Genomic DNA, 15,595 nt, shown 5'->3' on the forward strand with positions numbered 1-15,595 from the left:
GGATTAAATTAGCCAATATCGTTGCTTTATAAAACCTACAAGCTATCTCCTAATATCAGATGAATTATTTACTTCATTAGTTATATACTGAATAGCATGAATATCATTATTCTTTAAATAATATTTAATTTTCTCATCTTTACCCATATTAGCGGTATTTGAAAATTTTTCTTGATTTTTAATAAAATCTTCATATTTTTGTCTCTTAAATAAAGCTTCTTGATTTTTCCTATCAGCAAAAAAATCTATATTTGATTTTTTTGCTTGTATAAGATCATTTTCTTTATGAATAAATATAAGGGATTTTTCTGATGAATTTAATTCAGCAAAAACGTGTAAGGATATAGATTGAATGCCAATTAATAAAACACTAAAGTACTTTTTATTCATAAATTTAAAATCCTCTTATAATTAAAATTAAGCTAAAATTATAGTATATTTCGATAAAACCTAATCAGTAATTCGACTTATCCAACGACTGAATAAATCTTTTCATTAAAGAAAAAAATCCTTAATTCAATACTAGTCTATCTTCTTTTATTCATAAAAACTGATTCATTTTTAATTATATTTTATATAACTCACTACACATCTTTTTATTACTCTCTCATCGAAAGCTCAAATTTACCCAATTTTACTACTTATCATGCAAATAATTTAAAAAAATATGAATATATTTATTTTTATTGTTAAATTTTAACATCACAACAATAATTAGGCTTGAGATGCCTTCTGTTTTTCAGGCATATTCGCTTAGAATGTACGCTCTGAATTTTGGATAATATGCATGAAGATGAATCGAACTGCCATGAAATTAACAATAACCACTTTACTCATGGCAAATAGTTTATGTTTTTTGCATGCTGCAGACACTTCCAAGCTACAAATTGGACTCACAGATACCTACGATTTCCAAGCTTATAAAAATCAAAACAACCCAAATACTGTACTTCCTGCGATCTTCTATGATTCTCGCTATTTTTATATAGATGGCGATGAGCTTGGTTTTTATGGTCTCAATCAAGACCATCATAAACTTAAATTTAATTTATATTACGATTCTAGTGAATTTAAACCCTCTGATGAGTTGAAAACACTCAATAAAAGAAAACCATCTGTGATGGCTGGCGGTAGCTATACATATATTACTCAATATGGTGGTTTCCAAGTTCAAGCCGAACAGGACATTCTTTCAAGGAGCCATGGCGCTTTTGCAACTTTTGCCTACTTAGCTGAAGTTAATTATGGACAGTGGACATTTGCACCTGAACTTGGCATTCAATGGAACAGTAAAAAGTATAACAACTATTACTATGGTGTAAGTGCAACAGAAGCACAAACCAGTGGTCTAAAAGAATACCATCCTAAACAAAGCTTACAACCGTACCTCAGCTTAGACACAGGATATCAACTCAATTCACGTTGGACACTGTACGGTGGCCTACAATTCACAGGATTATCAAATCAGCAGTACCATAGTCCAATGGTGGAAAAACACATGGATATTTCAACGTCACTCGGATTTTTATACCGGTTTTAATTATAAATTGAGTGATTTCTCACATTCTTTAATGTTTTGTTAAAAATAATATGTTATTTAACTGCAAAACCTTCTAGACTAAATCAGCACAATAAGGACTGACTTATGGCAATTAACGAAAAGCAACTGTTGCTTGATGAAGCAAAATACTGTTCACATGGTGACACTGTACACTATGTAGAACCACCAAAAATCTTTACAAACTGTGAAGGCAGTTACCTCTACGATGATCAAGATACACCTTACCTAGATCTTCAAATGTGGTATTCAGCAGTTAACTTTGGCTATAAGAATCCTCGTTTAGATAAAGCGCTGATTGATCAAATTCATACACTTCCACAAGTTGCGAGCCAATACTTACACCCAACAAAAATTCAGTTAAGTAAAGTCATCGCAGAAGACATCTTCAAAAAAACAGGTGAAGCAGGTCGTATTCACTATAATGTTGGTGGTTCACAAGCCATTGAAGATTCTCTTAAGGTTGTACGTAACTTTACTGGTGGTAAAAGTCGTATGCTTGCCTTTGAAGGCGGTTACCATGGTCGTACTTTAGGTGCGTCGTCAATCACTTCAAGCTACCGCTACCGTCGTCGCTATGGTCACTTTGGCGATCGTGCACACTTCATTCCATTTCCATACCCATTCCGTCGTCCAAAAGGTATGACTGCTGAAGAGTATGGCGACAAACTCATTGCAGAATTTGCACGTTTATTCGAAACTGAATACCACGGTGTTTGGGATCCAAAAGTAGGCGAAAGTGAATTTGCTGCTTTTTATATGGAAACCATTCAAGGTACAGGTGGTTACGTTATCCCACCGAAAAACTTCTTCACAGGCTTGAAAAAAGTACTTGATGACCATGGTATTTTATTGGTAGTTGATGAAGTTCAAATGGGCTTCTACCGTACCGGTAAACTGTGGTCGTGGGAACATTTCGGTATTACACCAGACATTACTGTATTTGGTAAAGCACTTACCAATGGTCTAAACCCATTGGCAGGTATCTGGGCAAAAGAAGCTCTAATTAACCCTGAAGTATTCCCAGTCGGTTCTACACACTCAACATTTGCATCTAACCCACTCGGTACTGCTGTTGGTTTAGAATTGATGACCATGCTTGCTGAAAAAGACTATGAAAAGCAAATTATGGAAAGTGGTGCATACTTCCTAGAATGCTTAAAAGATCTTCAAACTCGTCATGTAGAAATTGGTGATGTCGATGGTCTTGGTTTAGCATTACGTGCAGAAATTTGTGAAGCTGATGGCTTTACACCAAACAAAGCATTGCTTGATAAGATGGTAGATATTGGCCTATCAGGTACTCTAGAGTACAACGGTCAAAAATGTGGTCTTGTTCTTGATGTGGGCGGTTATTACAAAAACGTAATTACTTTTGCACCATCACTCGAAATTTCACGCGCTGAAATTGATCAAGCACTTGTACTACTTGAGCAATTGCTTAACCGTGCGAAAAAGGAAATCTAAACATTTCTTATGGACAATGGTTTAAATCATGTAGAACCAAATCGTCTTGTGGATGCTTTTTTAAAGCATCCACCTCAAGATTTTCAGGCCTCTACTTTAGATAACTCTCTTTATTACTTTGTTACCAACTTCAATTTACTCACAACACTTGATGCACCTGTGCGTCAAAAAATTGAGTCTTTGGTTGGCTATCATTATTGGAAAAAAATTGTTCATTTTCCAACACGCTTTATTGGCACAACAGTCACAGAATATACACCAATACCTCAAGACACGTCATCAGAGACACTAATAGACACCATAAAGAAGAACAGTCACGAACATAGTCTTACGATTATTAAAGATCTTCCACTATCTTCACCACTGCTTACACAAGAAGAAAACCAAGCAAGTGCGGCACTTATAGGATCGGCTAAAGAAGCAGGATTTTTGGCTGTTGAAGGACAAGCTTTAGCATATGTCGAAATAGACTTTAATGATCGAGAAGATTATCTCTCTAGATTGTCAAAAAGCAGACGTAAAAATTTAAAACGTAAACTCCGTAGCTTAGATGAATTAAATGTTGAAATTCACCAAACAGGTGACCATTACTTTAATCATACTGAGCGCTTAGAACAACTGTATAGACTTTATCTTGCAGTATACGAGCAAAGTGAAATTCATTTTGACTTGCTTAGCAAAGCATTTTTTCAAGAAATTTTACAAGATAGCCAAAGCGGCGGTCGAGTTTTCATGTATTGGAAAGGCGAAACACTCATTGGCTATAATATCTGCTATGTTTATGAAGACAAACTTGTAGACAAATATATTGGTCTGAACTACCCACTTGCACTTGATTACAATCTCTATTTTATTAGTTGGTTTGTTAATCTTGATTATGCGAAAAACCAACATTTAAAATATTATGTGGCAGGATGGACAGATCCAGAAGTTAAAGCACAACTTGGTGCAAAATTTACATTTACTCAGCACCTTGTATGGGTCAAATCGCCATTACTTCGTTTTATTTTAAAAAGATTTAGACATCTATTTGAAGCAGATGCTCATTGGCATCAACAACAAGAAGAGAAAACTGCTAAATGAGTACCTCTCCACGCCATCCAGTCGTTTTAAACTTTGATGATTCAGCAATGGCATCAAACCAAATATGGACAAATATTCCTCTCCAAAGTGAGCAAGAAACTATTCGCTTTGGTTGTAAATGGCAAGCGTTTGAAGCATTAGGACAAAAACTTTCAAATGAGCTTCCATCAACAGAAGCAATGGGTTGTGTCCTGTTAGGTAGTGGCGATTACCATCACCTCAGTTATTTGTTATTGTCTCGGCTTAATAAAGAACAACCAATACACCTAATTATTTGTGATAACCATCCAGATAATATGCGCTACCCTTTTGGTATTCATTGTGGCTCATGGGTCTACTGGGCCAGCCAATTGCCAAATGTGGCACGTATAGATGTATTAGGTATTGGCTCAAGTGATATTGGCTTGGCACATGCTTGGGAAAACCACTGGTCACCACTACGTCAAGGCAAACTGCATTATTGGAGTATTCAACAAAATGCGAGTTGGTTACATAAGGTTGGTGCAAAATCTGCTTGGCATGCATTCGATGAACCAGATTCACTCATGAAAACATTTTTAGTTGAAATGGAAAAAGTAGACCTACCTGTCTACTTATCTATAGACAAAGATGTACTTTCTAAAGATGTCGTACAAACCAATTGGGATCAAGGTTATTTTGCAGAAGAACACTTAAACTCATTGATTGATGCATGCGACCAAAAACTTATGGGTGCTGATATCACTGGAGATATTTCACTTTACCAATACAAGCAATGGTTTAAGCGATTACTCAGCTCGTTAGATGATCAAGAAGTACCAAGTGAACATCAGTTAACGACATGGCAAGAAGAACAACAAGCACTCAATGTGAGGCTCATCGAGCGTATGCAAGACAAATGGAAATAGCCTGATTTAAGGCGTTTCCTTTGTCATTTGCTCTGCTTTAAATTCTTCTGCTTCGCCTTTGGCTAAGCATAAAACACCTAAGAAAATTAAGGCCATTCCACATACTTTAACCAGTGTTAATGGCTCATTAAACAGCCACACAGACAATAGCGTTACACTAATCAGCTCGATATGAGAAGCGGCGACAGCAGGGCCAATCGGGGCACGCTCCAGTAGAGTCATCCATGTAAAAAATGAAGCGATATAGCCCAATAATGCACCGTAAATCCAGATATTACTAAAAATACGAAATAGCCAAGGCAAATCAAATGTCAGAGGCATTGCATGGTTCGAGGCCATTTTAAAACTTACCTGAGCAAGTGTATCAAACAGCATTAATACCGAGAATCCAACCAAGTAAAATAGTTTCATATACTCATCCCAATCACTGCAACGCCTGCTGTAATAAGCAATACGCCCATTAAGCGATATTTTGTTATTTTCTCTTTAAAGAATAAGCGACCTGCAATCATAATGACCACAATATTAATACACCCGAGCATGACCCCATCAGAGAGTGGTACTAAAGATAGAAATGCCAACCAAACAATAAACTCAACAACATAACAACCTATGCCTAACCACATCATTGGCATTTTAGCAAGTGCAACCCAACGCTCCATCCCTTCATAGTTTGCACCTCTCAAAGCAATGGCTTTAAAAGCCAGTTGCCCAACAGTATCTACGGCAATGGTAACTAGCCATACGATAAAAACAATGGGTTCCATAAAGATACCTTAAGAAGCAGAAGACGCTTGAGACAACACACTATATGTATGAATGAAATTTAATGATTCATCAATCACTTGCTGACGATCATTATCAATAGTAATCATATGATAACTTTTCTTTAACCATACAAGTTTTTTAGGGCCTTGCACACGATCATAAATAAGCTGACTGTTTTTACGGTGTGCAATATCATCTTCATAAGCATGTAGACATAAAGTCGCTGATTTAATTTTATGCAGATTCTTTCGAACATGTACCGATAACCGTTGCATATGGTATAGCGAATGCCAAGGGTTACCAGGTAATCCTGCTTCACTACTGTCACCATGATTCATAGAATTAACGATACGTTTTCTTAATGCTTCATTATAGATACCGTATGGTTCTGCTTCATGAAGAATATTCGAACGTAGAATATTTAAATGAAAAACTAGAGGCAATATCCATGGTGCTGAAAGTCTACCCCATAAAGGTACACTCCAACCATCATATTTAAATGTTGGGCTATAACACAGCACACCTTTAACTTCTGGGTGCTCAATGGCATAGTTAAGTGCCAACAAAGAACCCATAGACAACCCACCAATAAATATTTCATCAGTATATTGTTTAAGTTTCTCTGCACCTGCACATACACTTGCATACCAATCTTTCCAGTTGGTTTCTACAAGGTCTTCAACTGTACCGCAATGCCCTGCCAGTTGAACTGAATAAACGGTATACCCTTGTTGATTGAATTTACGTGCCAATCCACGCATTTCATTAGGCGTACCCGTCAGTCCATGAATAAGTAAAATACCAGTACGATTGCCTTCTAATAAAAATGAGTGATCTTTGATCATACATGAACCTTAGCATCTAATTGCGGTAAGCCAACAAACTGATCTAGTGTTTTGGTAAGTTCTGTAAATGTAGAAAATGGTACATGTTTAATATTATTATCTTGGCAATGCTTTAATAAGGATTTTTTCGCATATACATAATCTGCTTCTTCAGATAAACAAAAATCTGAACGACCATCACCTATGAGAATCGTTTTGTATTGCTTATGCTGTGTTTGAGATACCTTACATTTACATGTACCAGACTGCGATTTACATGTTTTCGTTGCATTCGGGAAATGTAACTGCCAACGATGCTCACTAACTTGCTCTAACTGGTTGGCAATAACAGGAACATGGCGTAAGTTATATTTTGCGAGAATATGACGAATAACTATATCTAAGCCATCGCTCACAATCGTCAGTGGAATACCCAATTTTTTTGCAGCTTTAACAAAATCAATAAAGCTTTCGTCAATTTCTATCTGATGTACAAGCGCTTCTAACTTTTCTTTGGTGACATTCAACAATGCTATTTGACGTTGCATACACTCTTTAGAGCCAATTTCACCCTGCTCCCACAACTGTTCAATCTCTTCCCATCCTTGATCTGCAAAATTTTCCAACAAGACATCCGTTGTATCTTGCAAACTAATCGTACCATCAAAATCACAAAGAATTTTCCAGCTATTTTCTTGGTACTGTTCAACATTCATGAGAAGCATAGGTTTTCTCTCAGCATATTTCTTAAAATTCTCTGTTTACATTTGAGTAACAGAAACCGCCTAGTATAACCATTTTTTGATTAAACATCGCTTATATGTTAAAAAAATAATGTAACCTAAATTCAAAAAAAATGAAAATACATAAATATATCAATTACTTAAAATTATTAAACTGCTGTTTTTTAATCGTTTCAAGCTATCAATTTAAAGAAATATTTAAAGATAAACTGCGTACTTTTATTCGAAACAATAATAAAACATTCGTACACTATTGATTTATTTTTATACACAACATAATAAAATTCAGGATAAAAATTTAATAACAATTCATGTTGAATGACTATGGCTAAAAACTATTATGAAATTTTAGGCGTTGATAGAGATGCAACTCCTGATGAAATAAAAAAATCATTTCGTAAACTTGCAAAGAAGTATCATCCAGATATTAGTAAAGAAACAGATGCTGAAGCGCGTATGCAAGAAATAAATACCGCATACGACATTTTAAGCCAAGAAGAGCGTAAAGCAGAATATGACTACGCATTAGATCATCCAGAAGGTGCTTTCCAAGGGGGGCATGGTTTTTCTAATCAGCAAGGATTTCAGCAAAGTCATGATTTTCACGGGTTCGAAGATCTTTTTGGTCGTTTTGGTTCTGGTTTTGGTGGAGGCTTTCAAGATCGAGGATTTAAGGGTGAAGACCAACATGCATCCATTGAAGTTCCTATAGATGTTGCTTACCACGGTACAACACAGCAAATTACTTTACAAGTTCCTACTTATAGTCCACAAGGTAGACCAGAAGTTCAGAGAAAAACTTTAGAAATCAGAATCCCTCAAGGTATGAAATCTGGTCAACAAATTCGTCTCTCAAAACAAGGCCAAGCTGGCATAAATGGAGGTGAAAATGGAGATCTTTATATAGAAATTACCTACCAAAAATCTACAAACCTTTATGTGGAAGGTACAGATGTATATTTAGAAACACCCATCACTCCATGGGAAGCTGCACTCGGCGAAAAAATTCAAGTCCAATTACCTTCTGGCAGTACGATTGAAGTCAATATTCCTAAAAACACGCAGAATGGGCAAAAGCTACGTATTAAAGACAAAGGGATTCCAAGTTCACCCCCAGGCCATTTGTATCTGATACTTACAGTTAAAGCACCTGAGGTAATAACCCACGAACAGCAAGAAGCCTACAAGAAACTTGCGGCTGTTTTTCCTCAGTTTAAACCACGAAAAAATTAAGAGATGAAACTATGAAAAGTCGTATACATTACTATGAAGTGACCAGTCATACTCATCATGATGTAGAAGTTCTACATCAGGAGTTTTCTTTAGAAAGATTTGCAGAAATTTGTGGGCAACACCCTAATTGGATTATTCAGCTCATCGAATATGACATTTTACCTGAAAGGGCAAAAAAGCATGCTTCGCCCACTTTTTTGCAAGAAGATATTCAAAGAGCCAGAAAAGCATATCGGTTGCAACGAGACTTTGAAGCCTCGCTCCCTGCAGTTTCAGTCATGTTAGATTTAATTGATGAAGTAAACATACTCCGTCAGAAGACAAAGCATGTTTAAACTTGTTCGTCTATGCGCTTTCTGCTTCGCATAGACGAGTCAGCTCTTCTTCATCTTTTGCTTTTAAAACAATATCAATAACATCTAAAACGGCTTCTTGCTCATTATGCTTTGCCATATATTTTGCAACTTTTTTTAACTCAGGAATCGCATTTTCTACAGCAAATCCATAGCCTGCTTTAGAAACCATTTCAATATCATTGTTATTGTCACCAATGGCTAAGATTTCGTGGTCTGAAATATTCCATTTCTGTTGTAAAAAATCTAATCCATAGGCTTTGTGTTTTTTAGGCACAATCAAATCGATAAAACCAAAACCACTAGAAACCAGTTTTACATCGCCAGATTGAATGTATGACTTTCCATTTAGATCATTGGTCAACTCATCAAAGTCATAATAGGTTGTATTAATTGTTACCTTACAAATGAGATCGTCGACCTTCTCTAAATCTTCAACTTGTTTTAATCGCTTAAAGTATTTATTAAGCTTGGGCATGGCCTCAGATTTTACTGCTGGCCCAATATAAGCCCCTTGTTTCCCACACAGAATAATTCCATCGGCGTAATGCTGAGAGAGATCATGAATCATGGTATCTACAGCATCTTGGCTAAAATGAGAAAAACTTACCTCTTCGACACCATCGACCACATACGCACCGTTTTCAGCAACGTATGCTATCTCATCTTGAATATCTGAAAAGTAGTTTTTGAGTGTCCAAAGTTGATTTCCACTTGCTGCAACAAAGTGGATGTTACGTGCTTGTAACTGAAGAAATTGTGCAAGAAAACGCTGTTTATTGTACTTTTTTTCTCCATTTAGAAATGTACCATCCATATCTACAGCGATTAATTTAATTGACATTTGCACCTCGTAGGCTAAGACAAACTATTCACATCATTTCTTTTTAATTTCAATTTACTTTCAAATTATCTTAGCAAGAGATGACGTGCTTATGAATAATCTCACCTTAAATATTACAAAATTCTAATATTTTTATATTTCTAATATCCGCATCACAGTTATTAATTAATAACAATATTGATAATTATTATCATTTATATAAAATAACACTATATTTTTGTAATTATTTATATTTTTATGTCTACTTTCCGTCAGCAAAAATTTTTACGCCATCCATTGAGTTTAAGTATTCTCATGGTACTTGCCCTTTCACCATCTTTTTCATACGCAGAAGATGCAACAACAACTCAACTTGAAACGATTAACGTTAAATCTGAAACTTCATCTGCCTTAGAAACAGCGACAGGCCTAAAGCTGAAACCTAAAGAAACACCTCAATCTATTAGTGTAATTACGCAAGAACAGATAAAAGATCAGGGGATTTCGAGTTTAAGCAAAGCATTAAAGCAAACAACAGGTATAAATGTAATTCGTGATTCTGGAAGATATCGCTTTCAATCTCGTGGATTTTATATCGATCAAATTGAAGAAGATGGTCTAAGTAGTACCGTTCCTGGTTCAGCAAGCAATGCCAACCGAACAGCATCGAGTTCAGCAGATTTAGATATTTATGAACATATTGAAGTCATTAGAGGTGCAACAGGGTTAACCCAAGCCAATAGTGAACCAGGTGGAACAATTAATGCAGTTAGAAAACATCCCACACAAAATTTTCAAATGCATGGTTATGTACAGGCTGGGCAATGGAATAATGTTCACTCTATGATAGATACATCTGGTGCTTTGAATAGTAATAAAACTATTCGAGGACGTCTTGTTGCAATTGGGGGAACTCAAGACTCATTTAAAAATAGTGCTCACAGTGATACACGAACTTTATATGGTGTATTAGATTTTGATCTTACACCTACGACCCTGCTACGCCTTGGTGCAATGTACCAAAAAACACATGATATGCCAGATTACTTTGGTATACCTATGGCTACAGGAGGAATAGATTCAGGTTTGCCAAACCATACGTATCTGAGCTCAAGTTGGAGTACCTTAAACTCAGAGAAATACAATGTTTTTGCAGATTTGGAACATCAGTTTAATGACGACTGGAAAATATCAGCTAAATTAAATAGCAACTGGAATCAGTCCTTACAAAAGATTGGCGGTTTAGCTCAACTCACAACGAGTTATAGTGGTATAAATACAAATAATCCAAATTTAAAAACCAATAATTATCAGAACTATAAAAACTCCAGTGACGAAGTAACTGCCAAAATTGCTTTAAATGGTAAATACTCTTTATTCAATGCGACACATGACGTATTTGCAACGCTTGACTATAGTAGCTTATATGAATTATCTAATTGGAAATCCATTGTTAATAATACAGCATATAATGTCTGGACATTCTCTCCCTCTCAAATTCAAGAACCTGATTGGAATAAAAACCTAAGCTACCATATTTTTTATAAAAACTATGTTGTCCAACAAGCCGCATCATTAGGTACACGTTTTAATTTTCCTGAAAACTTTCACTTTATTCTTGGTGGTCGTTATACACAAGCTATTAGCAATGGTTCAACCTATTACGAAATCTATAACAGTAAACCAGATGGTGAGTATGCCAAGAACCGCGAAGTTAAAAAGAAGAAATTTAATCCCTATTTTGGTTTAACTTACGATATTACACCTGATACAAGTGTATACCTCAGTCATACCGAAATATTTAAGCCACAATCTGTCCGTCAAATCACAGGTGAAATTTTAGAACCTGTCGTGGGCATAAACCAAGAAGTGGGTATTAAGTCTGAACTATTTGACCACCGTTTAAATGCATCACTTGCATTATTTAATATTGAACAACAAAATCGCCCCCTCACCGATTCTAGAAACACTAATTTTTCAATTCCTGAAGGTAAAGTACGTAGTCGCGGTGTAGACATTGAAATATCTGGAAAAGTGAATGATGATTTAGCAATTTTTGCAGGTTATACATTTAATAAAAGTAAATATCTACAAACTGAGAGTTCACGATATATCGCAGGAAGTAATTTTAGTAAACATACTCCTGAGCATATGTTTCGTCTATATACTCAATACCAACTTCCAGGCGTATTTGATCAATGGTCAGCAGGTCTAGGCGTAAGTACACAAACAGAAACCAGTAGTCTATATGATATTCGTCAGGGCGGTTATACATTGTGGAATGCAAATGTACGTTATAGCTATTCTGAAAATCTATCGTTTAATTTAATTGGTGAGAATCTTACGAATAAGCGTTATTACGAAAATAATAGAGTACGTATGAACGGCGGAAACAATTTTATAGGTGATCCAAGAAGCTTACTCTTTCGTGTAGATTGGAAATACTAATAGTTTAAAAATTTCAGGTGTAGTTCATTGTCTACACCTGAAAAATGAGACTTACTTTCTCTTGGCAAACTGCTCTACTTCTTTAATCTTCTGTTTAATTGGGTCCATATCTAACAATGAAAGAAAATTCGTACCTTTTTGTTCATGAGATTGTGATAATAAGTCCAGAACACTTTTTTCACTGCGTCCAACCAAATGACGGCGATAAAAATAATAAATAAGTAATATTGTACATAAAAGCATTGCCACAAGCATCATCCAAAATCCTTGAGGTGATTTTAATCCTGGAATAAATTCAAAATTCATTCCATAAATCCCAGTAAGCAATGTTAAAGGTGCAAAAACAGCGGTAATAATTGCAAGAATACGCATATTTTCATTGGTCTGGTTCGATATCGCGGAAAAATGTAAATCTATTGCAGCCTGAATCGAACTTCTTAAACGCGCAGTATGTTTTTGAATACGCTCAATATGACTGGCTAAGTCATTAATACGTACAAGAACCAAATCTAAAGACTCAAAATGACTATCTTGCGAGAGATGGTGATAATTTTCTACAGTTTCATCTCTAAGCTCTTGCAAAGTTTCTATCTGCTCTTCACATAAATTTTCGACCTGTTGAAAAGCCATATTTTCTTCAAGTAGTTGCTGCCATTGATGAAAATAATGCTTTCCTTGCAATAACTCTTTTTGCCAATATTCGACACGACGTGTCAAAGGTGCTCTTAATCCTAAATAATCATCAATCATACTATTGAGTATTCTTAAGGTTAAATTAATAGAGGTTACAGGTAACTTTCTTTGTTTATTCTGTTCATTTGGTTTTTTACCAATTAATCCAACCAGTCGCTCAATGTAATTTTGAATTGCTTTATTCCCATCCTCTCTTACTGTCACTAATGCTTTAGGTGCAATAATAAAGTTTACAGGTGTTGTAATTAGACCAAACTCACTCTGATGCTGTTCTGATCCCATATCATTTGAACCGATATGGTCGTGTGGTGTAACCAGTTTACGAAAAATGAGAAAGTCATACTCTTCCATTACATCAAAACCACATGGATGCTCGATATTTAAAATATCTGAAGTATGCAGTTCATTAATGGTAATATGGGTGTGTTCAAAAACGTCTTTTTGCCAATGCTCAATTCGCCCCACAACTTCAGTTCTTAAACTGTCAATCCACATGAAATTTAGAACACAATTTTCATGCTTCTGTTGAGAAACAAAAATCGTATTATCATCTGGATGATGGTAAAAATAGTAAATTTGCATAAATAATTATAAATTTTTCATCGTGCTATACATGATGCCATAAAAAAAGCCCGCATCAAGCGGGCTTTTCATAAACATATTTAAGCTTGTTCGATATCTTTCATCGTAAGTTTAATACGACCACGGTTATCAACATCTTGTACTTGTACTTTCAGCTCTTGGCCTTCAGTTAATACGTCCGTTACATTCGCAATACGTTCGTTAGAAATTTGAGAAATATGTAATAAACCATCAGTACCTGGCATGATGTTTACAAATGCACCAAACTCAACAATACGGATAACTTTACCTTGGTAAATCTTACCTGGCTCAATTTCAGCTGTTAATGCTTGGATTTTTGCAATCGCAGCTTTCGCTGCCGCTTTTGTTTCACCAAATACGCGAACTGTACCATTGTCTTCAATATCAATCGCAGCTTTCGTTTCTTCAGTAATTTGGCGGATAGTTGCACCACCTTTACCAATTACGTCACGAATCTTGTCTGGATTAATGCTAATGACTTCAAATGTTGGTGCGTGAGCCGAAATTTCAGGACGAGCACGAGAAATTACTTTATTCATTTCATTCAAGATATGCATACGACCTGCATACGCTTGATTTAAAGCGACTTCCATAATTTCTTCAGTGATACCTTCAATTTTGATATCCATCTGAAGTGCAGTAATACCGTTTTCAGAACCTGCTACTTTAAAGTCCATATCACCAAGATGATCTTCATCACCTAAGATGTCAGAAAGTACAGCAAAACGCTCACCTTCTTTTACTAGACCCATTGCAATACCTGCAACTGGTGCTTTTAATGGTACACCTGCATCCATAAGTGATAATGAAGCACCACATACAGAAGCCATTGATGACGAACCATTTGATTCAGTGATATCAGATACGATACGAATCACGTATGGGAAACGATCGATTGGTGGAAGTACAGCTTGTACACCACGACGTGCTAAACGGCCATGACCAATTTCACGACGTTTCGGGCCAGTTTCACGACCAGTTTCACCTACAGAGTATGCAGGGAAGTTATAGTGCAACATGAAGTTATCTGTTTTTGTACCAGATAATGTATCTACCATAAGTGCATCACGTGTATTACCAAGCGTAGTTGTCACAATTGCTTGAGTTTCACCACGTGTAAATAGCGCAGAACCATGTGCACGATCAAGAACACCTGCTTGTACATCTAATGCACGTACAGTTTTCGTATCACGACCATCAATACGTGGCTTACCTGACAAGATATTGTCACGTACTGTACGGTATTTTAAATCTTCGAATAAGAAGTTAACTTCATCAGCAATTTTGCCGCCTTCATCTTCCTCTGGTACGAACTGAGCAACTGCTTCTTCATACAATGCACCAAGTGCTGCATAACGATCTTGTTTTATGGCAATCGTATATGCTTCTGAAATTTTCGCTTCAAACGCTTCTTTCAGTTTTGTACGTAGTTCTTCATCGTTAGTTGGCGCAGTCCATTCAGACTTTGTTGTACCTACAGCCGCAGCAAATTCATTAATCGCTTGGATCGCAATTTGCATTTCATCGTGGCCGTAAAGTACCGCACCAAGCATTTGGTCTTCTGAAAGCTCTTTCGCTTCAGATTCAACCATTAATACCGCAGATTCAGTACCAGCAACAACAAGGTCTAAATCCGACTGAGCCATTTGCTCAAAGTTAGGGTTTAGAATGTATTCGCCGTTTACTAAACCAACACGTGCACCAGCAATTGGGCCACGGAATGGTGTATCTGCAATTGCAAGCGCTGCAGATGTACCAATCATAGCTGCAATATCAGCTTCCATTGTCTTGTCAGAAGATACAACCGTTGCAGTTACTTGTACTTCGTTGTAGTAACCTTCTGGGAATAATGGACGAATTGGACGGTCAATTAAACGAGATGTTAGTGTTTCTGCTTCTGAAGCACGGCCTTCACGTTTACCATAACCACCTGGAATACGTCCCGCTGCATATTGCTTTTCTTGATAATTTACAGTGAGAGGAAAAAAGTCTGTACCTGCTTTTGCAGTCGGTTGAGCAACGACAGCAACCAATACAGATACACCACCCATTGTCACAAAAACAGAATTTGCTTGACGCGCAATACGACCCGTTTCTAAAACAACTTGGTAT

General features: G+C 36.2%; 15 protein-coding genes. 7 read left to right on the forward strand and 8 right to left on the reverse strand.

Translation table 11 applies throughout. The features are described from left to right. Positions 1-42: 42 nt before the first annotated feature. Positions 43-390: a hypothetical protein gene (locus tag I2F23_RS04830; protein WP_195771433.1), complete on the reverse strand. Its 348-nt coding sequence runs from the start codon at positions 388-390 to the stop codon at positions 43-45. Between the two features lie 397 nt (positions 391-787). Here I2F23_RS04830 and I2F23_RS04835 point away from each other — a divergent pair, with 397 nt between their 5' ends. The 4 genes from I2F23_RS04835 to I2F23_RS04850 all read left to right on the forward strand — a co-directional run bounded on the left by I2F23_RS04835 (position 788) and on the right by I2F23_RS04850 (position 4,995). Beyond that, positions 788-1,540: a MipA/OmpV family protein gene (locus I2F23_RS04835; RefSeq protein ID WP_195771434.1), complete on the forward strand. Its 753-nt coding sequence runs from the start codon at positions 788-790 to the stop codon at positions 1,538-1,540. Positions 1,541-1,645: 105 nt separating this feature from the next. Next, complete coding sequence (locus I2F23_RS04840; protein ID WP_195771435.1) at positions 1,646-3,025, forward strand: aspartate aminotransferase family protein; 1,380 nt, start codon at positions 1,646-1,648, stop codon at positions 3,023-3,025. A gap of 9 nt (positions 3,026-3,034) precedes the next feature. Next, the gene (locus I2F23_RS04845) at positions 3,035-4,108 is read left to right on the forward strand and encodes a GNAT family N-acetyltransferase (protein ID WP_195771436.1); all 1,074 of its coding nucleotides are present in this window, start codon (positions 3,035-3,037) and stop codon (positions 4,106-4,108) included. Then, positions 4,105-4,995 carry a hypothetical protein gene (locus tag I2F23_RS04850; protein WP_195771437.1) on the forward strand — a complete coding sequence of 297 codons (891 nt, stop codon included), beginning with the start codon at positions 4,105-4,107 and terminating at the stop codon, positions 4,993-4,995. The genes I2F23_RS04845 and I2F23_RS04850 overlap by 4 nt, the downstream gene beginning before the upstream one ends. 6 nt (positions 4,996-5,001) lie before the next feature. Here the strand turns inward: I2F23_RS04850 and I2F23_RS04855 are convergent, their stop codons facing one another. The 4 genes from I2F23_RS04855 to I2F23_RS04870 are packed head-to-tail and all read right to left on the reverse strand — an operon-like array spanning position 5,002 to position 7,312. Further along, the gene (locus I2F23_RS04855; RefSeq protein WP_195771438.1) at positions 5,002-5,406 is read right to left on the reverse strand and encodes a DMT family transporter; all 405 of its coding nucleotides are present in this window, start codon (positions 5,404-5,406) and stop codon (positions 5,002-5,004) included. Then, a complete protein-coding gene (locus tag I2F23_RS04860; RefSeq protein WP_195771439.1) occupies positions 5,403-5,762 on the reverse strand; it encodes an EamA family transporter in 360 nt (119 codons plus the stop codon). Before I2F23_RS04860 ends, I2F23_RS04855 begins: the two co-directional genes overlap by 4 nt. Before the next feature lie 9 nt (positions 5,763-5,771). Further along, positions 5,772-6,608 carry an alpha/beta hydrolase gene (locus tag I2F23_RS04865; RefSeq protein ID WP_195771440.1) on the reverse strand — a complete coding sequence of 279 codons (837 nt, stop codon included), beginning with the start codon at positions 6,606-6,608 and terminating at the stop codon, positions 5,772-5,774. Beyond that, positions 6,605-7,312, reverse strand: coding sequence for an MtnX-like HAD-IB family phosphatase (locus I2F23_RS04870; RefSeq protein WP_195771441.1), 708 nt, complete (start codon positions 7,310-7,312; stop codon positions 6,605-6,607). The genes I2F23_RS04865 and I2F23_RS04870 overlap by 4 nt, the downstream gene beginning before the upstream one ends. 342 nt (positions 7,313-7,654) lie before the next feature. Here I2F23_RS04870 and I2F23_RS04875 point away from each other — a divergent pair, with 342 nt between their 5' ends. Both I2F23_RS04875 and I2F23_RS04880 read left to right on the forward strand, forming a co-directional pair. After that, positions 7,655-8,563 (forward strand): DnaJ C-terminal domain-containing protein, encoded by a 909-nt coding sequence (locus tag I2F23_RS04875; protein WP_195771442.1) that lies wholly within the window; start codon positions 7,655-7,657, stop codon positions 8,561-8,563. A gap of 11 nt (positions 8,564-8,574) precedes the next feature. After that, positions 8,575-8,898: a chaperone modulator CbpM gene (locus tag I2F23_RS04880; RefSeq protein WP_195771443.1), complete on the forward strand. Its 324-nt coding sequence runs from the start codon at positions 8,575-8,577 to the stop codon at positions 8,896-8,898. Positions 8,899-8,908: 10 nt separating this feature from the next. Here the strand turns inward: I2F23_RS04880 and I2F23_RS04885 are convergent, their stop codons facing one another. Further along, positions 8,909-9,760 (reverse strand): Cof-type HAD-IIB family hydrolase, encoded by an 852-nt coding sequence (locus tag I2F23_RS04885; protein ID WP_195771444.1) that lies wholly within the window; start codon positions 9,758-9,760, stop codon positions 8,909-8,911. A 237-nt stretch (positions 9,761-9,997) separates the two neighbouring features. On the opposite strand from I2F23_RS04885, the gene I2F23_RS04890 reads away from it, so the two are divergent. Then, positions 9,998-12,187, forward strand: a complete 2,190-nt coding sequence (locus I2F23_RS04890; protein ID WP_195771445.1) for a TonB-dependent siderophore receptor — start codon at positions 9,998-10,000, stop codon at positions 12,185-12,187. Positions 12,188-12,238: 51 nt separating this feature from the next. On the opposite strand, the gene I2F23_RS04895 is transcribed toward I2F23_RS04890, so the two are convergent. Together I2F23_RS04895 and pnp are read right to left on the reverse strand one after the other, a co-directional pair. After that, positions 12,239-13,462 carry a magnesium transporter CorA family protein gene (locus I2F23_RS04895; RefSeq protein ID WP_195771446.1) on the reverse strand — a complete coding sequence of 408 codons (1,224 nt, stop codon included), beginning with the start codon at positions 13,460-13,462 and terminating at the stop codon, positions 12,239-12,241. 80 nt (positions 13,463-13,542) lie between these two features. After that, on the reverse strand, positions 13,543-15,595 hold a 2,053-nt coding region (pnp, locus tag I2F23_RS04900; RefSeq protein WP_195771447.1), incomplete at its 5' end, for a polyribonucleotide nucleotidyltransferase.

This window comes from Acinetobacter pollinis (assembly GCF_015627175.1).
GTDB classification, from domain to species: Bacteria; Pseudomonadota; Gammaproteobacteria; order Pseudomonadales; family Moraxellaceae; genus Acinetobacter; species Acinetobacter pollinis.